A 25,716-nucleotide genomic window follows, 5' to 3' on the forward strand; every position below is an offset into this window, starting at 1 on the left:
TTCTTCATAAGTGTATAAAATTTAAAATTAATCAAAAAAAATCGAGGGTTGCAACCCTCGATTTTTTTAAACTTTACACACTTGGTGAGATACTACCGGCAAAATATATTTTACCACTCTGTTTGTCCTCAAGGGGACAATTAATTTTCACTTTGATGGAGATATAAAGTAACCAGTAGCAACCAAACTTTACTCATCAAACAAATCAGATGACAGATAACGATCGCCACGGTCGCAGATAACCACGACAATCACCCCTTTTTTGATAGTTTTAGCGAGTTTTAGAGCTGCTGCAACGGCACCGCCGCTGCTCATTCCGGCAAATATACCTTCTCTCTTGGCGAGTTCTTTGGCCATTTCCCGGGCTTCTTGTTCGCTCACCTCAATCACCTGATCTACCTTTTTCGGATTAAAGATCTTTGGAAGATATTCCTCGGGCCACTTCCGTATTCCCGGAATTCTTGATTCATCCGTAGGCTGTACCCCAACAATCTGAATCTGATGGTTCTTTTCCTTTAAAAATGTAGAAGTACCCATGATAGTGCCCGTTGTTCCCATGGAAGAAACAAAATGAGTGATTTCACCTTCAGTATCCCTCCATATCTCAGGACCTGTGGTTTTATAATGCGCTTTCCAGTTGTCGTCGTTTCCAAATTGATTCAACGAGACATAACCTTCGTTTTTCACCTTGTTTTCGGCATAATCCCTCGAACCTTCAATACCCACATCAACAGAAGTCAAAGTCACCTTTGCTCCATAGGCACGCATGGTCTGCACCCGTTCTTTGGTGGAATTTTCCGGCATCACGAGTTCGATATCCAATCCGAATAAAGAAGCGATCATCGCTAGGGCAATACCCGTATTCCCACTGGTAGCTTCGATGAGTTTGGTATTTTCAGAAATATCACCCCGCTCCAAAGCACTTTTTATCATATTGTAGGCCGGTCGGTCTTTAACGCTTCCTCCCGGATTGTTGCCTTCGAGTTTAAACAGTAATTGAATGTCGGGGTTGTTGATCAAAACTTTGGATTCTACCAAAGGGGTATTTCCTATCTGGTCTAAAACAGAGGGTCTATTCATTGGTTACGGTCTTAATTTTAATATCAGGTTTGTGGGAAACTACAGAATTGGCAGGAACCGATTTTGTCAACCAGACATTACCCCCAATGATGCTATTCTCACCAATGACAGTCTCGCCTCCCAAAATAGTGGCATTGGCATATATGGTTACGTTGTTTTCGATGGTGGGGTGTCTTTTTACGTTTTCCATATCTTTGGCTACATACAAAGCCCCTAAAGTAACTCCCTGATATATTTTTACATTATCTTTTATCACAGTGGTCTCTCCTATAACCACACCGGTAGCGTGATCTATAAAAAAGGATTTCCCGATTTTTGCCCCGGGGTTAATATCAACACCGGTGAGTCGATGGGCATATTCCGTCATCAACCTTGGCACCAATGGAAATCCGCTTACATACAATTCATGGGCAAGCCTGTAGATAGCGATAGCATAAAACCCGGGATAGCACAAATAAACCTCTTCTATGGAAAGGGATGCCGGGTCGTTTTTGGCAATGGCTTTGGCATCATCATTTATCATTTCGAGAATATGCGGAAGCTTGGCGATATAGTTATCCCACACCTTGGAACACGGTTTATCGACATTCCAGCAGGCAAGATCAACCAATTCTTCAAACTCATCTTTCAAAGCCTCCATGTTTTCTTCTACCGGGGTTTCGGCATCAAAAAGTGTACGGAAAAGATGTTTGGTAAACCTTTCAGCAGTTTTCTTCAACCTGAATTTTAAATTGGGCTGTTGCTTGTGTTGCTTGATACTTTCAACTATTGAATTTCCCATGGCAATTTCTTTTATATCAAAATTAATAATAATTACTACCAAAGCAGCTTCAAATTATATAACTTTATGAAACTATAACAAACTTTTAAGTCGAATGAACAAAACACACATTTCACCTTCTACCTTTGAATTTTTAAAAAAATTGAAAAAAAACAATGAAAGAAACTGGTTTAACGAACATAAAAAGCAGTTTAAGAAGGAAGAAAAGCAGGTAAAAGCGTTTTTTAATACGTTGTTGGAAAAGTTAAGAACCCATGATGAAATTGAAGAAGTTAAAATGTTCAGGATTTATCGGGATGTAAGGTTTTCAGCCAATAAGAAACCGTATAAAGAGCATTTAGCCGGTTCTTTCAGAAGGGTAAAACCCCGGTTGCGTGGTGGTTATTATTTGCATTTGGAACCGGAAAAATCCTTTGTGGGATGCGGATTTTGGGCACCTGAAAAAGATGATCTGAAAAGGATACGCAAGGAATTTGAGGTTGATGATAGCGAAATAAGGGCCATTTTGAAGGACAAGAAGCTTAAAGCCACATTCGGGGAGATGAAAGGCGATGAATTAAAAACTGCACCGAGGGGTTTTGATAAAGAGCACCCTGCTATCGACCTGATCAGAAAAAAGCAATTTGTATTTACCAAAACTTTTTCTGATGCTGAAGTCCTTTCACCGGATTTTATCGATCAAGTGGACAATGCTTTTAAAGCTGTTCGACCGTATTTTGATTATATGAGCGACGTCTTGACGACCGACCTTAATGGAGTTTCATTAATCGATTAAAATAATAGCTTCGTATGCCTGTTCAAGGGCTTATTCAGCGAGGAAAATCAAGCAAATATTTCGCTCTCCAGCAATTGAACCCGGTCTTTTAGCTTTTCGATCACTATACTCATCATCCGTTTGTTTAATGCTGAAGAGTTTTCAATATACGTTAAGTACTCGTCAACGGTAAACTGGCCTATCACCATGCCTTTTAGTGAGTTCCTGAATTTGATGTCTTTTTGAATGGCGTTTTCGATATACTGAAACTTTTTTTCAAGCTCCAGCTCAAAGAAAACCCCTTTGTGCTTGTTGGCATAATTTCGAAATGCCTCAAGCAGTAAATCTTTTTGAAGTTTAATAATGGGCCTCAATGTCACGTTCTGAAAACGCTCATCTTTGCTCATATTTTCATAAACTGTTTCTGATGGAATTTCTGGACGTACGCTGAGTAAATCCGCTGTTCTGGTATCCATAATAGAGAAGTTTTCTTAAAGGTATGAATATATAAAGCTGTATATCGGACACTTAATTGATACTTTTCAACGGGTTATAAACAATTGGGCAGCATGGCACATATAAGGGATTAGGCTGATTTTAGCCTTAAAAATAGCTATGAAAAATGGTACTATATGAAATTTAAAACTTGTGGGCGCAGAATAGGGAAACAAATTATACAGGATAGATTTAAGGAACATTGGGGAACAATATATACCACCCTTATGGGGTTTGAAACATATCAACAGATAATTCCCTATAAATATTAAGTTCATTTGAACCCCGTTAGGGGTCGCATATTCAACTGCACAAGAAAAGTCTGTGCGTTACGACGAAGGAATTGATTAGGTAAAGAATTTTGTGTACTTTGAATTAATAAAAAAAGAAGATGATACATTCCATAAACCCCTATACCGATAAAAAAATATACAGTTTTTCAGAATTGACAGATGAAGAGGTCAGTTTGAAAACCGACAGGGCCGATGATGCTTTTTCAACATGGAAAAACACTTCTTTAGAAGAAAGGGCAAAGCTGATGTTCAACGCGGCAAAGGTATTGCGCGAACATAAAACCGATTATGCCAAAACAATTTCCATGGAAATGGGAAAACCTGTAAAACAAGCCGTAGCCGAGATTGAAAAATGCGCTTGGGTTTGCGAGTATTATGCTGAAAATGCTGAACCTTTCCTTGCCGATGAATCCATAGTGACAGACGCCCATAAAAGTTATGCCAAGTTTGAACCTTTGGGGGTGATTTTGGCTGTAATGCCGTGGAATTATCCGTTTTGGCAGGTGTTTCGTTTTGCTGCGCCCGCTTTGATGGCCGGAAATGCAGCGGTATTGAAACACGCTTCATCGGTAATGAAAAGCGGCAATAATATTCAGGAAGTCTTCGAAAAAGCTGGATTCCCTAAAAATCTATTTCAGAATTTAATCATCGGGAGCAGTAAAGTAGAAAAGGTGATTACAAACAAAAAGATCAAAGCAGTTACATTAACCGGAAGTCAGCCTGCGGGTAGTGCAGTGGCATCGGCAGCAGGCAGGGAAATCAAAAAATCGGTTTTGGAACTGGGTGGAAACAATGCTTTTATTGTTTTGAATGATGCTGATCTGGATGCAGCAGTTGATGTGGGGATCAACGCACGTTATCAAAACGCGGGACAAAGTTGCATTGCGGCCAAACGGTTGTTGCTTCAGGAAGGTATAGCCGATGCGTTTATGGAAAAATACCTAGAGCGTGTTAAAGCATTAAAAAGCGGGGATCCACTGGATGAAAGCACATACATAGGTGTCATGGCTAGTGAAAGTCATGCTGTCGAACTTGAAATGCAAGTGGGGATTTCGGTTAAAATGGGAGCTAAGGTTTTAACAGGAGGGAAACGGGACAAAGCTTATTTCCCCCCAACGGTGATAACAGATGTTACAGCTGAAATGCCAGTTTTTAAGGAAGAAACCTTTGGTCCGATTATGGCTGTAAAAACATTTAAAACAGTTGATGAGGCTATTGCAATATCCAATAATTCTTCTTTCGGTTTGGGTGTATCCCTTTTCACCAAAGACATAGCGAAAGCAGAAGAATTGGTTTCAAGATTTGATGAAGGCGCTGTTTTTATCAACGAATTGGTGAAGTCCGACCCGAGATTACCCTTTGGAGGGATCAAAAAATCTGGATTTGGAAGGGAATTAGGTATCTTTGGGATCAGGGAATTTGTAAATATAAAAACAGTTTTTATTCAGAAATAAAAAAACAAGAAACAGATGAAATTTGGAAAAACTGACACTCCGGAATTGATAGATTTCACTTTGCCGGAAGATCATCCTGAAACAAGTGTTGTATTATCAAAGCATAAAAACAAGTCTAAAACCCCTCGGGTATATGTGGGTTGTGCCAAATGGAACAAACAGGACTTGAAGAATTTTTATCCGCGGGGAACAAAAGATGAACTGAGCTATTATTCCACTCAATTTAATTCCATTGAGATGAATTCTACTTTTTACAGGAATTTCCCGATACCTCAATTTGAGAAGTGGTATGAAAAAGCGCCGGCAGATTTTAAATTTTTTCCGAAAGTGAATCAGATGGTGAGTCATATGAAACGATTGATCGATTTCGAGAAATACCTACCTGAGTATCTGGATGGGGTGGTTCATTTTAAAGAAAAGTTGGGTACTATCTTTTTACAGATGCACAATAATTTCGCTCCGAAAAACTTCGATAGGGTAGTACATTTTATTGAAGCCTGGCCTAAAGAATTGAAGTTGGCGGTGGAGTTCAGGCATACAGATTGGTTTAATGAAGAGGCGGTGGCAAAAGAGTTGTACCATCTTTTGGAGGAGAACAATGTAGTCAATGTTTTGGTAGATACCGCTGCGCGAAGGGACCTGCTACACATGAGACTTACGAATAACGAGACTTTTATCCGTTATGTAGGGGCAAACCACGAGAGCGATTACACCCGTTTGGACGATTGGGTAGATCGTTTAAAAAAGTGGAATGAAACGGGACTGATGAACATTCATTTTTTTGTGCATCAAAACCTGGAAAGGGCATCCCCTTTGTTATCAGCCTATTTTATCAAAAAACTGAACAAGGAACTCGGAACAGATCTCATCATCCCGAAGACAAAAGACAGTATAAATCCTAAGCTTTTTTAGTGAAAGCCTCACGAAGTCAGTTCGATTTCTATGACAAAACCAAACGATTTTGGTAATAAGTTTTATTTTTAATAAGTGCCATAGCAATATGTATTATTTTGTTTCTAACAGCATTTAAAACACTCATTTTGTTTTTGCCTTCTTCAACTTTGCGAAGATAGTAGTTTTGTAGGTCATTTTTCATTCTTACCGCTCTCATGGCTGCCATTTGCAAAGTTGACTTCAATTGCAAGTCTGCCATTTTGGAGACCCTTGGCCTTGTTTTCAAGCTACTACCACTTTGTTGTTCAAAAGGCGCCACACCGGAAAAGCAGGCTAGTTTCCTTGGGTTCATCAACCGTTGGAAGCCTTCTGTTTTGATGGCGATGGTCCAAGCGGTTATGTCCCCGACACCGGGTATTGATTTGATCCTTACAATATCTTTTTTCAATTTCGGGTCACTGTTGACCTCTTCTCTGATCAAAGCTTCTATCTCGGTGACATGCTTGTTGATTTCCTTGATATTTTTCAGGTTGATCTTGATCAGTTTTTGAGTCGATTTATTGAACGCAACAGCTTTTAGATCTGCTATTTGCTGTTTCAAGGCCTTTCTTTGCTTTACTTTGAACCGGCGTTGTGCCAATAGTATCTTAAGGGATTTTACGGTCTTGCTTATTGGCTGCCAGCAGTCAAGATCATGATGGTTCCTTTCAATGAACACTGCTATCCTTTTGGCGTCCACTTTATCGTTCTTGCCGCGGACAAGGCCGATACTTCTCTTGATATGCTTTGGGTCGATCACGTATGCTTTAAAACCAAAGCCTTCCAGTGCCTGGTAAAGGTTGAAGTTGTAATGGCCTGTGTTTTCCATAGCTATAAAGGCCTGGGGGTCTGATTTTGAGATGGCCTTCAATAACTTCCGGATACTCTTTGTTTCGTTCCCGATTTTGTGAAAGGTTTCTGACCCTGAACTTCTGACACAAAAATCCAATGAGCCCTTACTGATATCAACTCCAACATAAATACTTTTCATAACTTTGCTTCTAACTTTGTTAAAAGAGAGTAGTTCATCAATAACTCAACTCCTTAATAATGGGCTTTAAATCCCAAATTTCTATTAGAGATTGTTGATGAAAGCATGAACTTAAGTCTAAATCGAACTATGAATTTTTAAATTTTGAGTGCCATTAGTGTACTTAAGTTCAGCTCTCTTTTTTAATTAAACTTGACATAAATATACAATTGCAAGTCTAAAGGAGTGCCTTGTGGAATGTTGTGAAAACAACCCATTCCACGAGGTGTATCGAGAACAAATGATTTTAAATTGAACAGAAGTTGAAAATTAAAAGTCAAATCAAAAAAGATCAGACATATGCAAAATATCGTAGTGTTTTGTGGTAGCAGTGGCGGTTATAAACCGATTTATGGTGAAATCGCCTACGCCTTGGGAGAAAAATTGGCAAAAGAAGGAAAAACTATCATTTATGGAGCCAGCAAATTGGGATTAATGGGAAAAGTAGCCGAAGGCAGTTTGGCGCATGGAGGAGAGGTAGTTGGCGTAATCCCTGAGTTTTTAAAAACCAAGGAGGTCGTTCATACTGGAATATCACAAATACACACGACAACGAACATGCACGAGCGCAAATTATTGATGAATGAACTTTCTGATGCTGTGATCACACTTCCCGGGGGTTTTGGCACCATGGAAGAATTGTTCGAGTTGGTCACCTGGGCACAGTTGGGTTTGCATCAAAAACCGATAGGAATCTTAAATATCGACGGATTTTACGATGATCTTATCCACCTGCTAGACGGTATGGTAGCCAAAGGATTCCTCAAACAAGAAAACCGTGATCTGCTTTTGGTAGATGAAACCATTGAAGGATTGGTCCAAAAAATGGAAAACTACAAACCGATCATCGTCCCGAAATGGATCAATAAAGAGCAGGTTTAGATTTCTGTAATATACCTCCCTATTGACTAGACCTGTCAGGTTTTGAAACCTGACAGGTCTTTCTAGTTCTAGTTAATCGTGAAAAATAAGTTATATGCTGTAAATCAGTTAATTAATTCGTATATTTAATAAGATATTTCTACTTAAACCTGAGTTTAAGTAATGGCTTGTGTTTGGAGTTATAACTTACAAAATATTGTCGCGATGAATTTTATGGGTATTATTATTATTGTGTTAGGTGCTTTTTTGCTTGCCGGAATACGCATTATTTTTGAGTATAAAAGGGCATTAAAATTCAGGTTTGGAAAATATATAAAAATTTTGAATCCCGGATTTCGATGGATCATTCCAATCATAGAGACTATTCAGATAGTGGATATACGTGTTATCACCATCAATATTATTTCGCAAGAGGTGATGACTGAAGATAACGTGCCTTGTAGCATCGATGGTGTGGTGTTTTTTAAAATTGATGATCCAGAAAAGGCAGTGTTGGAGGTTGAAGAGTATGGTTTTGCCATTACCCAATTGTCTCAAGCCGCTTTAAGGGATGTTTGTGGTAAAGTGGAATTGGATACAATTTTATCCAAACGTGAAGAAATGGGAAAGAATATTAAGGCAATTGTGGAGATTGAAACCAAAGGATGGGGTATTGATATTATCGATGTAAAGATCAAGGATATTCAATTGCCGGAGAATATGAAACGTATGATGGCCAGTCAGGCAGAAGCCGAACGTTCCAGACGTTCCAGGGTAATTTTGGCCCTGGCCGAAGAACAAGCAGCGGGAAAATTACTTGAGGCCGGTAAATTGATAGATAAGTCGCCATCAGCAATAAAATTGAGGTTATATCAAACATTGTCCAATATAGCAGCAGAGAAAAATTCTACCATTTTATTTCCGTTCCCTGAAGAAGTACTTCCGAGAGATAAGTCATCTCAGAAATAGTTTTTATAGTTCTGTACCACCAAGTAATTTGAGTTCTTGTCCTTTTTCGGGCTGTCCGTCAATAACTGGCATTGCCTTCATGATGAGCGCTCTTATTTCTTCATCTTTCAACGAATTGTCATGATCTTCCTTCCGTTCCCAAATTTCAGTGACATAAACCGAGTTGGGCTCGTTCTCGTCTTTACTTACCACATAAAGTTTGCAACCTTTTGCCGTAGAAACCAGTTGAGAGGCTTCTATCAGGATATTGGCAAGTTCTTCTGCATGCCCCTCTTTTGCTGTGAGTTTTCCGTGTAATAGATATTTGTTCATGTTTTCATGATTGTCGGAATCAGTTTGTGAGAAACACAGACAGCTTGTAAGACATAAAATTAAGAATAGTGTAGTTTTCATATTTGTTTATTGGATTTTACTTTTTAGCATTACCGTTCAGTTATAAATTACTTGTTATTAGCTAATTAGAGATACCTTTCTTTAATAATATTTATATGGTGTATTTCATGCCCAATAATAGACTTAAGAAAATCTTCAAGCGTAACTTCATATTGGTTAGCCCAACCTTTTATTTTCAATTGATTTTCAGACAATGACTCAACAAAACTAATTGATGCCTTCCTTACATTTAAAAAATCGGTCACCAGTTGTTGCAAAGTTAACTCTTCAAAACGACTATTGTCGACCAGAAAGTTTTGGTCATAACCCCATAGTTGCACTAATTCATTTCTACTCATTAGAAATGCTCGAAATATCTTTATTCTTTCATGATCCGTAATGTGTCCAACAATTTGCTTAATACTCCATTTGTCTGGTGCATAGCGATAAGCCGCTTTTTCTTCATTGATTGAATTTAGAAATATAAAAGATGAAAGCGAAGAAAAAAGCTGTTGACAATCTGTATCCTTTACAAAGTCAAAATAATAAGGAAAGCCGTCTTTAGGTGTATATTTCATTTGTTGTTTTTGGTGTTGTTTTGTGTGGTTGTAATGGACTATAGCCCTCTTTGTAGTACTCATTTATTTTTTTCGGTATGCAATTAATTCCATTGGTCCGGTTGGGATAGCATATAGTTTAATAAATTCCGCTGTGACTTCTTTTATTGGAAAAGAAGCTTCTCTTTTACCAGAATAATAATTTGAAACAAAGAAAGTGGAATCTATTTGTTCAATCATCATTTTATGTCCTTCTTTTTTATTTAATAACTTCAGTGTTTCGACTTTCATAAGTTCTTTATTAAACTTGAACTCTATATTAGTTTTTTCGTCCTCTTTAAAGATATAAGTCAGTTTTTCAATTTCTTTCTTTTTTAACTCTGTTTTAGTGGGTAAGAGACGGTAAAAATCAAATTCAAATACAGTGTCTTTCCCATTAGACTTTCCGTTAATAAAAAGTTTGAGATGGTTATTGTCAATGAGTTTATAATCACCATACTTTTTATTTAATTCAGTTATTATTTGACTATCAACAATCTTCAATCCTAAAGTTTTTTCTGATAGAGAGAAATCCGTGTACAAATCAGCTTTTATGTTGTCAATTATAAGCAGTTGGAAACCTGGATAGGCTTCTACACTTTCTGTTCCGATATTAATATCTTTTAATAACCATTTTCCGCTCAAATTTTGTCCATTTATTGAATTAAGAATCAAAGTAAGTAATATTAAAGATAGGATTTTTTTCATGTGTGACAACGTCAGTCGATTTCATAACCTATTTTGCCATCCTGAGATTCTCTTATTTGAAAATTCTCAAAAGATACCTCCCGAATACAAAACTCAAAAAAGGGAGTTTTGAGACAGTCTGACGGTCTAGTACGCGTTCTTCATTCTTTTTTAATCTTCATTTTGTTGTTTCTCGAAGTAAAGTTCCGGCAAAATAATCTTTACTTCTTCTTCTGTTTCCTCGTTTAGCCAGTAAACAATGAAGTTCGTTTTTGCACTTTTCAATTCATATCTATTCCTTTTTTGCATTTCCATGATTTCTAGGAATTTTTTTGAAAACTTTAGAACTAAATCACCATTTGAATTTGCACACCCATCTTCTTTTATGATGAGCGGAGATCCACTCATCATACTCCTGATTCGATGTTGGACAAATTCAAAATATCCAAGTTGTACATCTTTGTGGGTAAGATGTATTGCCAATTCTTTTGGCGGTAAATAGATTTTGTTGTCCTTAACCCGCTCTATATTCTCTGCTGAAAGGTTGTCCAGAAAGGTAGCGTTAAGATGAACTGTTAAGTTCTGTTTTGCTCTTGTCATGGCAACATATAACTGTCGCTTGGCTTCGTCCGTTGTAGGGTTGAAATTTTCAAGCATCAGAAAAACATTGTCAAATTCTTTCCCTTTTGCTTTATGAATGGTTGAAACGAAAATTGTTTCTCCATTCTCGTTAAAGAAATCTTCCAACTTGGATTCACGAATGAAAACTTCCAAATCGGATTTGTACTTCCTTTTTGGATTGATCGCTTCAAAATCTTTGATGATGTTGTTGCAGACTTCCAATTTTTTGCTGCTCTGAAACTTGTTTCGCAGCTTCCGTTTTGCATTTTCCCATATATCATCGCTGATTATAAAAACATCATCAGCCAAATTAAATTGGCTTAAAAAGAACCTGACTTCGGAAAGATTATACAAACTGAATCCGTCATTTGTCTGAATTAGCTTTGCCTGCATTCCATTTTTCAAAAGCAAGCCTGTAATTTGCAATGCCTCTTCATTTGTCTTTGTAAGCACACAAGTTGTTCCTGCAAGTCCGGTCGTGAGCATGTCATGAACAAGCGGAGTGATGAGATTACCGCTTTGATAACGAACCAACTTAATCTTTCCGTTGTCGGTTTGCATTGGAATTATTGGAATGTCCTTCAATCGGTGGCTAATTCGTTTCACAAATTGATTTGTAAAATCAACAAGATTGCTTTTACTCCTGTAATTCTCAACCAGCTCATGTTTGGTGGCTTTGTTCACCTGAATAAACCGTTCCAGGTATTTTGAGCTTGCTCCCCTGAATTCATAGATATTTTGGTCGTCATCACCGACAGCAATCACCCGCATTTCCTCGTTCTGTTCCATCAAAACATTTATCAGGTTGAATTCATCTCCGTCCATGTCCTGTGCTTCGTCAATCACCAAAACGGTTTTGGTAATCCGGCTTGGTTCAACTTCTTTGTTCTTGATTCTTTCAATTGTCTTTTTTAAAATCGCATCTGACTTTTCCAAATTCCCAACCTTACCCAACAGGTCAAAGCAGTAGGAATGAAAAGTTTTTATTTCGATGTAATTGGAGGCATTACCAATTAGTTTTAACAACCGCTTTTTAAATTCTGTGGCCGCTGCTCTTGAAAAAGTAACCATAAGCAACTGTTCATGCTTTATGTCTTCCATCAAAAGTAACGAAGCAAGTTTATGTACCAGCACTCTTGTTTTTCCGCTGCCGGGTCCAGCGGCAACAACAATGTATTTTGTTTCATTGTCGTTAATGATTTTTAATTGCGTTGGTGAGAGTTCCCCGAAAAGTTGCCTGAACTTGGTCGGGGTCATTTTGAGTTTAAGGTCGTCAACCTTACTTCCCGGAAAATATTTTTTAAGAAAAGAAGCGTAGTTTAATTGAAAATAGTCTTCCACGAATTGCAAAGCATCCTTATAGTCGTCTATCATCTTCTTTGCATACTCACCGACAATATGTATTTGCTGAACCTTGCTTTCGTAAAACTGATTCAGTTTTTTATAATCATCTTTTGTATAACGTTTTTTGTTGTCCTGTTCAATTCGTTCGATGGTCAATCGGTTATACACGACAAGGAAGCCCCCTTCAATTTTGATTGCATCAATTCTTGACAAGTAAAACAGAGAGTCTTCAATATCATCAATGCTTATATTTAGTTTAAAGAGACTTTGGCTGTTTTCGTAAGCTGTTTTCAATTCATGAACAGAAAACTCAACCAATACTTCTTCTTTTCCTGCATTGTCCTCTGAAAAATTTAGGTTGATTTTTTCATAGAGAAACTCAACAATAAACCTAGCCAACTCATGCCGTTTCTCTAATTTTTCTATCAGCATTTCTTTCGGATGCAAGCAAAGCACTGCAACATGGTTCTTAGAATATGCTATGTTTTGCCGCTTAATCCAATTCTTGATTACCCAAAAATTGATGATGGTTTTAATCTTGTTGGTGCTTACATCTTCTAAATCTTTAGTTTCGGCTTCTTCGTTCAGTTCCTTGATGTGATATGTTTTTTCCTGTTCTTCAAATTCTGACAGTAAAAAATTTTCAATTTTGCTGAATGTTTCAACTATATTGAGAGAACGATTTTTGTTTTCTCCTTTCTTGATGAAAGCTGTTAAATCTTTTGCGTCAGCCAAAATCTTTTCTTCACGAAGGAGGTTCACTATGTTTATCACTTCCTCCTTTACAATTCCCAAATGGTCGCTGATATAATCTATTCTTGATTCGGCAACCTCTTCATTTAATTGTTTTCTGCTTTTGCTTGAAAAAAGTTTTTTAATAATTCTGATACCTTTTTCTTTTTGCTTTTCCTCAAACCTTTCTGAAGCATTGATTTTGTCAATAGCTTCCTGTGCATTTTTTGAAAGAATACTATTTGCAAAAACTCTCGGCATGTTTTGCCCTCGCTTCAAATAGCCGGCATCTTCTAACGCTGCAATAGCTGTCGTTACCCTTGTTTCAATTTCAATAATATTATCATCCCAACCAGCTTTTCGAGCAATCTCTAAAGCAGAGTTTGAAACCTTTGAACGGAACCTTGTAATTTGTTTTATTGCTTTCCAAACTTGTTGAATCTCTTTTATAGATAGCTTTGTTTGATTCAGCAGGATAAAATGTTTGCTAAGATCTTCCTCGTTGAATAAGACAAAGCAATCGGCAACAATATTTTCATCCCGTCCTGCTCTCCCTGCTTCCTGAATGTAGTTTTCCAATGAATCAGAAATCTCATAATGAATGACCATGCCGACATCTTTCTTGTCAACTCCCATTCCGAAGGCAGAAGTAGCTACCATGATTTGGGTTTCACCATTTATAAATGCATCTTGATTTTCGGACTTTTCTTGCTTGTCCATCTTTCCGTGATATGGTTTAGCATTAAAACCATCATTGGTTAATCGCTCAGCAAGCAGATAAGCTTTTCTCGTTCTGGATACATAAATGATTGTCGGGCAATTTTTCTCTTCAATTAAATCTCTTACTGCCTGATATTTTTCTTCTTCATCCCCCTTTTCAAAAACCCTATATTGAAGGTTTGTTCTCGATGCTTTTGAAGTGAACAGTTCAAGCTCAAGTGAAAGTTTTTCTTTGAAGTAGTCCCGAATATCTTCAATGACTTTTTGCTTTGCGGTTGCTGTAAAGCAGGAAACCGGAATTTCATCCTCAAGATTTTTCTTTTCCTGAATTAGCTTGATGAAATCACCAATGTATAAGTAATCAACTCTGAAATCCTGTCCCCATGAAGAAAAACAGTGTGCTTCGTCAATAACAAAGCGAACAATCTTTCTTCCTAAAATCAATCGTTCAATGGTACGTGAACGCAATGATTCAGGGGAGATGTAAAGAATGGATGCTGAACCGTCCTCAACTCTTTCAAACGATTTTGCCCGTTCAATTGGGTCAAGTAAGCCGTTTATTGTAACGGCCTCTGTGATTCCAATCTTTTCAAGATTATCCACCTGGTCTTTCATCAACGATTGTAAGGGAGAAATAACTATAGTCAAACCTTTTACACTTTCGCCACTCATTAATGCGGGTAATTGAAAAGTAACTGACTTTCCCCCACCAGTCGGAAAAACCGCAAGAATTGGTTTACTGTCAACTGCCGCCTTAACCGCTTTTTCTTGCAGCGGCTCTCCACCGTACGTTCTGAATGAATCAAAACCGAAAAACCTTTTCAATCCCTTGTGTATGTCCAAAGCGGCGTTGCAATACACACAGCCGCTTACGCAAGGTTTGTTTCGCAAGCGAAGCATAATCCTTTCAACTTCGGGATAATTTTTCAGGATCCAAGGTGGTGTGATGGAGTGTATTTTTTTGTGCTGAATGAATGAGTTGATGAGCGATAAACAGTAAGCAAGTTCAATTGGATATTCCGATATTATTTTTGTAAGGTCAACTTGTTTGCAAATTTCATTTTCAAACTTCTGGAGAATCAGTTTTTCAAGTTCCGTACTTGCACTTGTAAAAGCGATAAAACGAAAAAAGGAGCGGAATTCTTTTTTGTCGTTCAGCAGCAAATAGAAAATCTGTTTTAATGTTTCGTCAGTTTGCTTGAAGGCAGCAATTTCATCATTGAATAAATCCCTCGCTTTGATTGAATCGTTCAATGGATTGTTTGTGTCTTCTGATTGTAGCTTGTCGTCTTTTAGTAAAGCATGATAAGGCTTGGTCGGAAACAGCAACGGAGAGAGAAATAAGGTGTCAATTATGTTTGCTGAATTAACTCCTGAATCAGCAATTGCTTTGCCGATATATTTTATGTCATGGTTGAAAATGTTGTGCCCGCAAATGAATTGCGTTCCGTTCAGAAAGTGAATGAACTCAGCAACCGAAGTTTTGTGGAATGAGCTTCCGTCACCCTTGACACTTCCAATGTCAAGAATTTTTCGGCTCTTTGGCTCAATCTCGGTATCAATGAATGCAATTGAGTTCATATTCAGCTAACGCATTTCTATACGTTCGTCATTGTCAATGTTGTCCGTTGTCTTTTTTTGCATGTGCCCCAACTTAAATTTATAAACCCCATTAATACCATTTATCCAAAAAATAGGGTGAAATAAGTTTTATAGCATTTATTTCCCTTTCAAATATAGGATTTTTATCAAACAATGAGAAAGTATGTTTTGGGCAAAATTCCATCCCGAAGTCTCGGAGCAAGCACAATATCCTAAGTACAAATAAGGGTTTTTAACACCGTAAAAAATCCAAGGCTTATTTTTTACAGATTTTTCTTATATAAAACTAAGGGTAAATCCTGTTTATTCTTGTGTTTAAGAGCATATTTCCCCCTATCAACTTCCAGGTTAAGCCTTAGATAAGCCTATACATATACTAAAACAGTGTTTTTTTATGTAAAAAATATCCGGACGGAAACCTGTATAAAAAGATCATTTTGCAGTCAACCCGCCTGAAAGCCACCCGGCGTGTAGGCAAATTAAATAGGGTAAAAAGATTATTTTGTAGACAATTGGAGAAAGTTTAAATGAGTTCTATATTTACAACGAAAAATTTTATATCGTTTTGTGTTCTCAAAACCTTAGTTTACCCTTATGGATATAGCATCAAAAATCACATCGCTACGCGAAGAACTCACACAACACAATTATAACTATTACGTATTGGATCAACCGGAAATCTCCGACTATGAGTTTGATATAAAACTCAAGGAACTTCAGGAATTGGAGGCTAAACACCCGGAGTTTTACGATGCTAATTCGCCTACAATACGTGTGGGAGGGATGGTGACCAAGAATTTTGAGACGGTGACACACGAACACCGCATGTATTCTTTAGACAATTCCTACTCTATAGAAGATCTGGAAGATTGGGAAAAACGGCTTCAGCGTATTTTAGGTGATGTTGAGGTGAATTATGTTTGCGAACTCAAATACGACGGGGCTTCCATGAGTTTGACCTATGAAAGTGGGATTTTGGCAAGAGCGGTCACCCGTGGTGATGGTTTTCAAGGGGATGATGTGACCAATAATGTAAAAACCATCCGCAGTGTACCTTTAAAACTGAAAGGGGATTTCCCCGAAAAGTTTGATATCAGGGGCGAGATCGTTTTATCTCTGGAAGGTTTTGCCAAGATGAATCAAGAGCGGATAGAAGCCGGGGAGGATCCGTATATGAATCCACGTAACACCGCCAGCGGGAGTTTGAAATTGCAGGATAGCGCCGAGGTGGCCAAACGTCCTTTGGAATGTCTTCTTTACAATATCACCGGGAATAATTTGGCAATTGAAAGTCAGCACGAAGGTTTGTTGAAAGCCAAAGAATGGGGATTTAAGGTCCCTGAAGTTGCCCGACTGTGCAAAACCACTGCCGAGGTGATGGATTTTGTGAATTATTGGGAGGAGCACCGACACGACCTTCCGTATGAGATAGACGGAGTGGTGGTCAAGGTGAATAGTTTCCGTCAGCAAGAAGAACTGGGCTATACCGCCAAAGCACCTCGTTGGGCCATGGCCTATAAATTCAAGTCCGAACAGGCGTCAACCACTTTGGAGCGTATTTCTTATCAGGTAGGAAGGACGGGCGCCATTACACCTGTAGCCAATCTAAAACCGGTGTTGCTGGCCGGAACAATAGTAAAACGTGCCTCTTTACACAATGCCGATCAGATAGCAAAACTGGATATCCGGGTAGGGGATACGGTTTTTGTTGAAAAAGGAGGGGAGATCATCCCGAAGATCATCGCGGTGGATTTCACCAAGCGCTCTGTAAATGCAGCTCCTGTAAAATATCTAGAACATTGTCCGGAATGTGAAACGGAATTAATAAGGAAAGAAGGTGAAGCCCAACATTATTGTCCGAATCAATATGGTTGTCCGCCGCAAATCACGGGACGTATTCAACATTTTATTTCCCGAAAGGCGATGGACATCGAAGGTTTGGGCGGGGAAACGGTTGAATTACTGCATAAAGAAAAACTGATTGAGAATTATGCGGATCTATACATTTTAAAAAAAGAAGATATTATCCCCTTGGAGCGCATGGCGGAAAAATCAGCTGAAAATCTGGTGAAGGGTGTAGAAAAATCTAAGGAAATTCCGTTTGAACGTGTTCTTTATGCCCTCGGAATACGTTTTGTGGGCGAAACCGTAGCTAAAAAACTGGCCAAGGAATACAAATCGATTGATGCTTTAAAGCAAGCCTCAGTAGAAGAATTGGTTTCCGTAGATGAAATTGGAGTGAAAATAGCAGAAAGTGTAGTCGACTTTTTCCAGAACGAAAAGAACATCGAAATTGTCGATCGATTACGGAAATATGGAGTTCAACTGGAAATTTTGGCAGATAAGCTTGAAAATATCACTGAGAAATTTAAAGGAATTACTTTTGTCGTGTCCGGAGTCTTTGAAAAATTTTCCAGAAACGAACTTAAAAAACTGATAGAAGATAATAGCGGAAAAGTAGCTTCGTCCATATCTTCAAAAACGAGTTATGTTGTGGCAGGAGATAAAATGGGACCCAGTAAGAAAGCAAAAGCTGAAAAACTGGATGTCCCCATAATATCTGAAGATGAGTTTTTGAAAATGTTGCATGAATAAAGAACAACTGCTAAAAATATACTTCGTTTTTGGCGCTGTCTATTTGTTGGCAGTGCTGTTTGATTTACGCCTTCTGACCAATATCGCAAAATTGTCGTTGGTGCCCTTGGTGTTTCTCAGCTATTATATTTTTAATAAAAAATGCGAACTTATTCCGATTATCATTATGGGGTGCTGCTTTTTGGGAGATGCATTTTCCTTATATCCCTATAATATGATTAAGATTTCCTTTGTGTTTTTTGCCATTTCCCATTTGATCTTTGCCTATATATGTTTCCGTTCTATAAAAGACCTAAAGGTTAAAAAACTGATCTTTTCTGCGGTTCCGGTGATTATTCTTTGGTTTGTCTATTTCAATTACTCCATCAAAGATATTTTTGGCGATCAGATGGGCGATCTTTACTCGTTTGTTATTGTCTATTCTGTTGTTTTAAGTACGTTTACGATTCTTTCCCTCGTGAATTACTTTAATAATGAAATAAAAGTGAACTTGTATCCCATTATTATAGCACTTTGCTTTTTGGTAAGGGATATTATAATGGCGATCAACAGTTATATAACCGACTTGATCTTTTTTAGTGCAACTATGGTTGTCGCCAAGGTGGTTGGGTATTATTTTTTATTGCGATTTGTTACCACATTTGATTTTAAACGTCTAAACGGACGCTTGTATTAGTTTTGTCACTGGTGGCATCAAAATAGAAATCGATTCTTCCTAAATAGATTCCGTAACACCCCACTTGATTGATTAATACATTTTCGCCTTTTTTGTTTTTCTCCACAACGGGTTTGTCCATAAACGTGTGGGTATGACCACCAATAATGAGGTCGATGTTTTCTGTGTTTCTTGCTAATACAATATCAGAAACCTTATTGCTCTTGTATTGATATCCCAAATGTGATAAGCAGATAACGAGGTCACATTTCTCGTCTTCTTTCAGCTTTTGGGTTATATCTTGTGCCTTTCCTATCGGATCTAAATATTGGGTTTCCTTATACAGTTTTTGAGTCACCAGCCCATCCAATTCAATTCCCAAACCGAAAACACCAATTTTAAGTCCGTCTTTTTTGAAGACTTTATAAGGTTTCACCTGTGTATCCATAACCGTGTTGGTAAAATCGTAGTTGGCATTCAGGATTTCAAATTTGGCATTGGGGAGCTGAGCAAAGAGACCGTCGATCCCGTTGTCAAAATCGTGATTTCCCAAAGTGGCGGCATCATATTTTAACATGCTCATCAGTTTAAACTCGATTTCCCCTCCGTAGAAATTAAAGTAAGGAGTGCCCTGAAAAATATCGCCTGCATCGAGCAGCAATGTGTTCGGATTTTCATTTCTGATGGATTCTATAAGTGCAGCCCTTCTGGCAACACCACCCTGATTCGGATTCCTGGAATGATCGGCAGGAAAGGGATCAATATGGCTGTGCACATCGTTGGTGTGTAAAATGGTAATGTGTTTTTTCCCTGCTGTACTACAAGAAGCCAATGAAAGTCCACCGGCACTGATAAAAGCGGTACTGGCTATGGTATTGTTTAAAAACTGTCTTCTTTTCATTTTGGATGGAATTAAAAGTTAAAGAGATTGGTTTTTTATGAATCGGTTGTCTGTTGTTGCTTTGATCGTATCTATTTTTTCGAGATGATCGATCATTTGGTTGCGAATCAAATAATCCAGTTCTGTTTTGCTTACCGGATTGGCAAAAAAGTCCATATGATCACCGCCATCAGCGAGATAATTTGATGTGGCTACGTAATAGGTCTTGTTTTTATCGATAGGTTTCCCGTTTATCAACACACTTTTCACACTATTGTCGTGGTTCAAGACAAGTTGGAGTTGCTTACTAATGGGGTGTGCCACCTGATATTTGGCGAGGTAAGCGATGAGGTCATTCAATTTTTCGTGTGTCATTTCTATAACCACTACAGTATTTTCAAAGGGCATGATTTGGTAAATAACCCTTTGATTTACAATTCCTTTAGACATAACAGCGCGAATCCCACCGTGATTCAATAAAACAAAATCGATGTCTTTTCCGGTACGTTTTTTAAATACGGGATTGGATTCCTCATAAACAATATCGGCCATAAAATTTCCGATGGCAGAATTCAGACCACCATCGTTTTTGGCCATACCCTTGGGGTTGTAGGCTAAAGGTTCGTCCAAAATAGCTTTAATCCGTTCGCGATATGGTTTTATAAAGCTTTCAAGGCTGTCAACAGCTTGAATAGTATCGGTAATGTTAAGTTCTTTTCCTGAAATTTCTTTCAATGTAGAACTATTGGTGTTGCATGAAAGGCAACAAATAGTTGTTATGAATATAACAAACTGTTTTATTTTAATACGCATAAGATTGTTAATTTTGATCTTAGGATGCTTTGAAAGTTTTACATTTGTAAAAATAAGTTAAAAGTAAATGTTTTTTAAAGCCCTAAAGGAAAAATCCATCGAAAAAACGATAAAAAAAGAACTTTCAAAGGAGAGTTCTTTCCCGAGTTCGGGAGGCGTTTTACGTTCATTGGCTATTGTTATCAATTATGATGACCTTGTTGATTATAAACCGCTTTTGAATATTGCTAAAGCTATTAACATCAGCAATGAAAATGTGTTTATAACAGGCTATGTGGAGAAGTTGTATAAGAATGTGAATTATATGATTCCGGTCTTTTCGAAGAAATCCTTTGGAACGAGAGGGGCCGTAAAAAGTGAAGATCTTAACAACTTTTTAAATAGGGAATACGATATTGTGATCAATTATTATACAGACTCAAATATCTATTTGAACTTGGTTTCAGCATTGATAAAAAGCCCGATGAAGGTGGGGATTTCTGAAGAAAATGAGGCAGTTAACAATTTAGTGTTGAAAGTAAATGAAGGGGATTTTTCACGATTCAGTGACGAACTGGTGAAATACCTTAGCATTTTAAAAAAAATATGATAATGTCTAAGTTTTTAGGTACGGGAGTAGCTTTGGTAACTCCGTTTAAAGAAGATCTAAGTGTCGATGTAGACGCACTTAAAAATATAGTAAACCATGTTATTGATGGTGGGGTGGAGTATTTGGTGGTTTTGGGAACAACTGCCGAATCGGCCACACTGAGTAAAGAAGAAAAAGAATTGGTCAAGCAAACAGTCGCTACAGCCAATAATGGGCGTCTTCCCATGGTGGTGGGTGTTGGCGGAAACAACACGCAGCAGGTGGTGAACGAATTAAAAACATCCGATCTTTCTGCTTTTGATGCGATTTTATCGGTTTCTCCATACTACAACAAGCCCACACAAGAGGGAATTTATCAGCATTTTAAGGCTATAGCTGAAGCGTCTCCGCTGCCGATCATATTGTATAATGTTCCGGGCAGAACGGGATCTAATGTTTTACCGCAAACCGTGATCCGTTTGGCAAACGACTATAAAAATATCATCGGGGTAAAAGAAGCCGCCGGTGATATTGTCCAGGCCATGAAACTGATCAAAGGTAAGCCCAAAGACTTTTTGGTGATCTCCGGAGACGATATGGTCACCTTACCTATGGTACTTGTCGGTGGGGCAGGAGTCATCTCGGTTATCGGACAAGGTTTTCCGAAAGAATTCTCACAAATGGTGCGCCATGCTTTACGTGGTAATTTGGATGACGCCAACCATATTCATTTTCAAATGATGGATATTATCGAATACATTTTTGAAGAAGGAAATCCTGCTGGAATCAAAGCTGTTTTTGAAAACAAAGGTTTGTGTTCACCATATGTGCGTTTACCGTTGGTACCCGCCAGTAATGCTTTAAAAGAAAAAATAAGTAACTACGGATTGAAAGTACCCAACTTTAGGTAAGGGAATCCTAAAAGCCAAATTCCTCCAGAACCCTTCCAAAATTTCAAACTTTGGAAGGGTTCACAATCAACTTAATAATTCAATTACTTAATTAACGCAGGTTAGGTATAGCATTAATTTCACCAAAACCCGTCGTGTACAATTATTACAATTGCTTGAAAGGAAAAAGCCATTCGGTGTCTTCGGTAAGCTGTTCGTAATAGAGGTTTTGGGTCTGTGTTATTTTTTTTGTTTTCCCATTAAAAGTATATTGATAAAAGGTCTCATTTCCATAAGCGTCATAGGTGAACCATTCTTCATGTCCACGGCTGTCCTTAAAGTGAACCAAGAGATTTTCATCATTAAATTCTTGCCATTCTTCAATTGCACTTGTAGGGATTTCTCCTGTACTTGTTTCAACAGAACTTAAATAATCAGGGAGAATATCTTTCAGGTAAACTTGGTTTCCCCGCTCATCATATTTATAAATTTTTTCATAACCTGAAGAGTTTTTGAACTGTATTAACCTATCAGCTTGGTCATACGCCCATGTCTCTATATGGCCATCACCTGTTTTGCTGGAAACCAATCGTCCTTTTTCGTCATACTCAAATAGTTTTTCTCCACTGCTGAACTTGTGATATGTCTCTTTTCCATCACTGTTGTATTCCCACCATTCTTCAAGCTCGAAAAACTCACTCTTGTAATAGATTAGATTTCCCTGATCATCAAAATGATGTGTGTGAGTATCCCCTTCATAATCCTTTACAACATGCAAAGCGGGGAACCCATTGGGATGGTATTTATTATGTTCTTCATACCCAAATGAGCCTCGTAACTCTTTATAAATTTTTATGCGCCCATTTTCATCATATTCCCACCATTGCCGATAGTCTTCAGTATCTATTGTATGTATGGGCTTTTTCTCCGAATTATACGCACAAGCTTTTTCATAACCATCGCTTCTTATTGTTTTGACATACAAGCCATTTTTAAAAACAAACCATTCTTCTATGTCGTTTCTCTTTTCATAAATTTTGTCTCCCTTTTCATTAAAGGCAGTAAGTATTTTATCATTTTTTCCTTCACGTATTTTTTGAAAAATCTTCATTTTACTGTTCGTTTACCCTGTTTTTTAACGAATTCATTTTTGTTCAAAAGGGAAAAGCCATTCGGTGTATTCGGTAAGCTGTTCGTAATAGAGGTATTGGGTTTTTGCAGTCCATTGTACTTTACCGTTTTCAAGCCATTTTTTGTTGGTTTCATTTCCATAAGCGTCATAAGTGAACCATTCCTCTTTCCCGTCATTGTTCTTAGAGTGGATCAAGAGGTTTTGGTCGTTATATTCCCACCACATTTCCCACGGATCACCAGGTGGGAGCAAATTCTCTTCCCAATAGTCTGCAAATTCGGGGAGAACATGTGACTTCTTATAGATTTTGTTTCCCCGGTCATCATATTTATATATTGTTTCAGAACCGGAAGAGGTGATGATTTGTATTATCCTACCAGCTTTGTCATATTTTCTGTTTTCCTTAGAACCATCATTTTTTTCAGTAATCACCAAGCGTCCTTTTTCGTCATATTTATACAGCCATTGTTCTCCGTTGCTGTTTTTGTAAGATGTCTTTTTCCCTTTTTGACCATAAGTCCACCATTCTTCCTTGCCAATTGTATGGTATTTACAATAGACTTCGTTTCCCCAATTGTCGTAGCGGTATGTTTCAAAGGTTTCGCCATCCATTAAAAGTGATAAGGACACAAGATTTCCTTCAGGAGTATGTTCATAATGTTTCTCTTTCCCATTTGAGTTTTTATAGGATTTTAGATGCTCATTTTGGTCATATTCCCACCATTCTTCATAACCCTTGGTGTCTTTGGCATGTATGGGTTTTCCTTCAGGGTTATATTCCCATTGCCTTTCAAACCCTTTGTTGTCCTTTACTAAAAGGGGGTTTCCTTCAGCATTGTGCTCACGGTTTACCACAAGGCCATCACTGTTTATTACCTTGATGAGCAAGCCGTTTTTACGGACAAACCAGGTTTCCATACCGTAATTATTTTGATAAATTTCTTCCCCGTTTTTATCATAAGCGGTGAGTATTCTACCATCTGCGGATAAAGAGTCATATATTTTTTGAAAGATTTTCATTTTAAATTGTTTTTTTGAATGTTTGAAATATTACCTATTTGATGATTTCTCCTTCTTTGTTTAAAAGTTCTATTTTGGGAGTATCGTTTTCATCAATATATATTTTAATTCTGGGTCTGCCTTTTTTGTCATTTATAAAGAGGCCTACATTTTTATTGAAATTTTTCCCGATAAACAACCGGTCTTCCATCAACAGACTGTCCAGTTCCATTTTGTGATAGGCTTGTTTCTTTTCTGAATCGGTTTTGAGGTTTTCGATTTCCTTAAATCGGTTCATTCTTGCTGTATAGGTGTTTTCTTTTGGAAAATCCCAAATTTGCAATCCGTATTTTCTTTTGTGGTTTTTTGTGTTTTCCATATACTGAAGCTGCATGATTTGGTCGTCTTTAAACTTATCTACAGACAGTACCATTCCGGCATCTTTTTCGTTGCCATCATATATCAAACCGCCACACTCATCTCCGGATGAATTGAAAAAAATTATCCCCGATGGCCTCTCCCTTTCCTGAAACTCTTTCCCGTTCATCATTCCAGGGTGTTGCCGGGTTTTATTACTGATGACCATCCGTAAATTCTTACCGCTTTCATCAACAATATTTAAGCGTTTTATAGTTAACTCATCAAGGTTTTCTTTTTTCTCGGAGTCCCTAAACCCCATAAAAATGAATGTAATCAGTATAAGATTGCTTACAAGTACATAAAATGTGAGAAAATTGACTTTTCTTTTTAAGCTTTTATTGTTCATTATTTTATTATTTGATAAATATTAATGGTTTGATCTTCCCATGAGATTCCCATATTCAGGTCGGGATTATATGTGTTTATAAACACCTCCTTATCGTGAAGCAACACCTCCCCATCAAGGGAAAGTACAGCCAGGCCTTTTTCGTTTGGAACAAGGACAAAAGCATGCAAATCTTTGCTAAAATATATTTTAGCGTAGAATGCATTAAAATTATCTACGCTAACTTTCCTTTTAAGTTCTGGCTTATCACTATTTATTTTATAAAAATGTATTTCATCATTTACCCTTGTTTCACTATTAACTTCTTCTTCTCCTTCTTCAGATGCATTGTAAACTACGGCTACTGTTTCATTATCAACCCAACAAGCTGGCCTGTTGCAATGCTCCCAAATATCTAAAAGTTTATCTGTTATCCGGTGGTTATGAATAAAGTCGTCTACATTATAAACACAATACGAATCATTCGATCCCCAAATCCAACCGGCACTTAAAAAGTGTTGTTGGTCTGGCGACATTTCCAGCCTGCCATAAAAATAATCGTATGCTCTCGGCCATTTGATGGTATTGTTGATTTTGTACTTTTCCTGAAGTTCTAAATGCCTTTGCTCTGCGCCTTCTTCTATCAAAGATTTTGCTGCGGTTAAGATATGTAAGGTATCCAGATTTATGATTTGAAGATGGTTCCATTCTTCGGAATAGATTAAATGAGGGACTTCTTCTTTGTTTTTAAATAATGCTATGGGATATTGTGTAATATTGGCATGACAGTCGGTCCTTCCAAAGTGGAGGGCTTCATATTTCCCCGGATGGTGTATATAGCCATGGCATTTAAAATCATTTACAACCACTACAATATCATTTATAGTATAGATGGAAACGGGGTCGTCTATATCAAAACACCCGTCTGAATATTGAATGCCGTTTTTTACAGAAAATAAAGGTGTTGTTTTATCCGCATCTATTTTATATCGTAACATAAGGCCGGAACTCATGAGCATCACTAATTCATTAGGGGCTGACAGGGCTGCAGCCTTTATGGTTTCGTCCGTATTAAATGTTAGCCTGTGGGTTTTATGTAATTTGATGGTTTTCAT

The 25,716-nt window shown here is 37.7% G+C and carries 23 protein-coding genes; 9 read left to right on the plus strand and 14 right to left on the minus strand.

All coding sequences use genetic code 11. From position 1 onward, the window contains the following. Window positions 1–189 precede the first annotated feature (189 nt). Both cysM and epsC read right to left on the minus strand, forming a co-directional pair. Window positions 190–1,080 (minus strand): cysteine synthase CysM, encoded by an 891-nt coding sequence (cysM, locus tag OOZ15_RS08770; RefSeq protein ID WP_265955901.1) that lies wholly within the window; start codon window positions 1,078–1,080, stop codon window positions 190–192. Further along, on the minus strand, window positions 1,073–1,861 hold the full coding sequence (gene epsC, locus OOZ15_RS08775; RefSeq protein ID WP_265955903.1) for a serine O-acetyltransferase EpsC: 789 nt from the start codon (window positions 1,859–1,861) through the stop codon (window positions 1,073–1,075). Before epsC ends, cysM begins: the two co-directional genes overlap by 8 nt. A gap of 94 nt (window positions 1,862–1,955) precedes the next feature. Here epsC and OOZ15_RS08780 point away from each other — a divergent pair, with 94 nt between their 5' ends. Next, complete coding sequence (locus tag OOZ15_RS08780) at window positions 1,956–2,636, plus strand: DUF2461 domain-containing protein (RefSeq protein WP_265955904.1); 681 nt, start codon at window positions 1,956–1,958, stop codon at window positions 2,634–2,636. A 47-nt stretch (window positions 2,637–2,683) separates the two neighbouring features. Here OOZ15_RS08780 and OOZ15_RS08785 read toward each other — a convergent pair whose 3' ends face one another. Then, window positions 2,684–3,091, minus strand: a complete 408-nt coding sequence (locus OOZ15_RS08785) for a glyoxalase (RefSeq protein WP_265955905.1) — start codon at window positions 3,089–3,091, stop codon at window positions 2,684–2,686. 410 nt (window positions 3,092–3,501) lie between these two features. Here OOZ15_RS08785 and OOZ15_RS08790 point away from each other — a divergent pair, with 410 nt between their 5' ends. Then, entirely contained in the window at window positions 3,502–4,857 is a 1,356-nt protein-coding gene (locus OOZ15_RS08790; protein WP_265955906.1) for an NAD-dependent succinate-semialdehyde dehydrogenase, read from the plus strand. Window positions 4,858–4,872: 15 nt separating this feature from the next. Beyond that, window positions 4,873–5,769, plus strand: coding sequence for a DUF72 domain-containing protein (locus OOZ15_RS08795; protein ID WP_265955908.1), 897 nt, complete (start codon window positions 4,873–4,875; stop codon window positions 5,767–5,769). Window positions 5,770–5,797: 28 nt separating this feature from the next. Here the strand turns inward: OOZ15_RS08795 and OOZ15_RS08800 are convergent, their stop codons facing one another. Beyond that, window positions 5,798–6,781 (minus strand): IS110 family RNA-guided transposase, encoded by a 984-nt coding sequence (locus OOZ15_RS08800; RefSeq protein ID WP_265955910.1) that lies wholly within the window; start codon window positions 6,779–6,781, stop codon window positions 5,798–5,800. A gap of 339 nt (window positions 6,782–7,120) precedes the next feature. Here OOZ15_RS08800 and OOZ15_RS08805 point away from each other — a divergent pair, with 339 nt between their 5' ends. Next, entirely contained in the window at window positions 7,121–7,702 is a 582-nt protein-coding gene (locus OOZ15_RS08805) for an LOG family protein (RefSeq protein ID WP_265955912.1), read from the plus strand. Window positions 7,703–7,864: 162 nt separating this feature from the next. Then, window positions 7,865–8,650, plus strand: coding sequence for a slipin family protein (locus OOZ15_RS08810; protein WP_265955914.1), 786 nt, complete (start codon window positions 7,865–7,867; stop codon window positions 8,648–8,650). 3 nt (window positions 8,651–8,653) lie between these two features. Here the strand turns inward: OOZ15_RS08810 and OOZ15_RS08815 are convergent, their stop codons facing one another. The 4 genes from OOZ15_RS08815 to OOZ15_RS08830 form a co-directional block, all read right to left on the minus strand. Then, window positions 8,654–8,962: a putative quinol monooxygenase gene (locus OOZ15_RS08815; RefSeq protein WP_265955916.1), complete on the minus strand. Its 309-nt coding sequence runs from the start codon at window positions 8,960–8,962 to the stop codon at window positions 8,654–8,656. A gap of 146 nt (window positions 8,963–9,108) precedes the next feature. Beyond that, entirely contained in the window at window positions 9,109–9,663 is a 555-nt protein-coding gene (locus tag OOZ15_RS08820) for a DinB family protein (protein WP_265955918.1), read from the minus strand. Further along, window positions 9,664–10,326: a hypothetical protein gene (locus OOZ15_RS08825; RefSeq protein WP_265955920.1), complete on the minus strand. Its 663-nt coding sequence runs from the start codon at window positions 10,324–10,326 to the stop codon at window positions 9,664–9,666. 150 nt (window positions 10,327–10,476) lie between these two features. Then, window positions 10,477–15,303, minus strand: coding sequence for a RecQ family ATP-dependent DNA helicase (locus OOZ15_RS08830; protein ID WP_265955921.1), 4,827 nt, complete (start codon window positions 15,301–15,303; stop codon window positions 10,477–10,479). Window positions 15,304–15,918: 615 nt separating this feature from the next. On the opposite strand from OOZ15_RS08830, the gene ligA reads away from it, so the two are divergent. Further along, complete coding sequence (gene ligA / locus OOZ15_RS08835) at window positions 15,919–17,919, plus strand: NAD-dependent DNA ligase LigA (protein WP_265955923.1); 2,001 nt, start codon at window positions 15,919–15,921, stop codon at window positions 17,917–17,919. Beyond that, window positions 17,912–18,595: a lysoplasmalogenase family protein gene (locus OOZ15_RS08840; protein WP_265955924.1), complete on the plus strand. Its 684-nt coding sequence runs from the start codon at window positions 17,912–17,914 to the stop codon at window positions 18,593–18,595. The genes ligA and OOZ15_RS08840 overlap by 8 nt, the downstream gene beginning before the upstream one ends. Here the strand turns inward: OOZ15_RS08840 and OOZ15_RS08845 are convergent. Together OOZ15_RS08845 and OOZ15_RS08850 are read right to left on the minus strand one after the other, a co-directional pair. Beyond that, a complete protein-coding gene (locus tag OOZ15_RS08845) occupies window positions 18,567–19,475 on the minus strand; it encodes a bifunctional metallophosphatase/5'-nucleotidase (protein WP_265955925.1) in 909 nt (302 codons plus the stop codon). The genes OOZ15_RS08840 and OOZ15_RS08845 overlap by 29 nt on opposite strands. Window positions 19,476–19,493: 18 nt before the next feature. Then, a complete protein-coding gene (locus tag OOZ15_RS08850; protein ID WP_265955927.1) occupies window positions 19,494–20,267 on the minus strand; it encodes a 5'-nucleotidase C-terminal domain-containing protein in 774 nt (257 codons plus the stop codon). Between the two features lie 67 nt (window positions 20,268–20,334). Between OOZ15_RS08850 and OOZ15_RS08855 the strand changes: the two genes are divergently transcribed. Both OOZ15_RS08855 and dapA read left to right on the plus strand, forming a co-directional pair. After that, window positions 20,335–20,856, plus strand: a complete 522-nt coding sequence (locus tag OOZ15_RS08855; protein ID WP_265955930.1) for a DUF6913 domain-containing protein — start codon at window positions 20,335–20,337, stop codon at window positions 20,854–20,856. Window positions 20,857–20,858: 2 nt separating this feature from the next. Beyond that, complete coding sequence (gene dapA, locus OOZ15_RS08860; protein WP_265955932.1) at window positions 20,859–21,746, plus strand: 4-hydroxy-tetrahydrodipicolinate synthase; 888 nt, start codon at window positions 20,859–20,861, stop codon at window positions 21,744–21,746. Between the two features lie 145 nt (window positions 21,747–21,891). On the opposite strand, the gene OOZ15_RS08865 is transcribed toward dapA, so the two are convergent. From OOZ15_RS08865 to OOZ15_RS08880, 4 genes are read right to left on the minus strand one after another with little or no spacing between them, the layout of a single operon-like run. Continuing rightward, window positions 21,892–22,836 (minus strand): RHS repeat domain-containing protein, encoded by a 945-nt coding sequence (locus tag OOZ15_RS08865; RefSeq protein WP_265955933.1) that lies wholly within the window; start codon window positions 22,834–22,836, stop codon window positions 21,892–21,894. Window positions 22,837–22,869: 33 nt separating this feature from the next. After that, window positions 22,870–23,877, minus strand: coding sequence for an RHS repeat domain-containing protein (locus OOZ15_RS08870; RefSeq protein ID WP_265955934.1), 1,008 nt, complete (start codon window positions 23,875–23,877; stop codon window positions 22,870–22,872). A 34-nt stretch (window positions 23,878–23,911) separates the two neighbouring features. Continuing rightward, window positions 23,912–24,622 (minus strand): hypothetical protein, encoded by a 711-nt coding sequence (locus tag OOZ15_RS08875; protein WP_265955936.1) that lies wholly within the window; start codon window positions 24,620–24,622, stop codon window positions 23,912–23,914. Then, a complete protein-coding gene (locus OOZ15_RS08880; RefSeq protein ID WP_265955938.1) occupies window positions 24,622–25,716 on the minus strand; it encodes a hypothetical protein in 1,095 nt (364 codons plus the stop codon). Before OOZ15_RS08880 ends, OOZ15_RS08875 begins: the two co-directional genes overlap by 1 nt.

Source organism: Galbibacter kalidii (assembly GCF_026241135.1).
Lineage (GTDB): Bacteria > Bacteroidota > Bacteroidia > Flavobacteriales > Flavobacteriaceae > Galbibacter.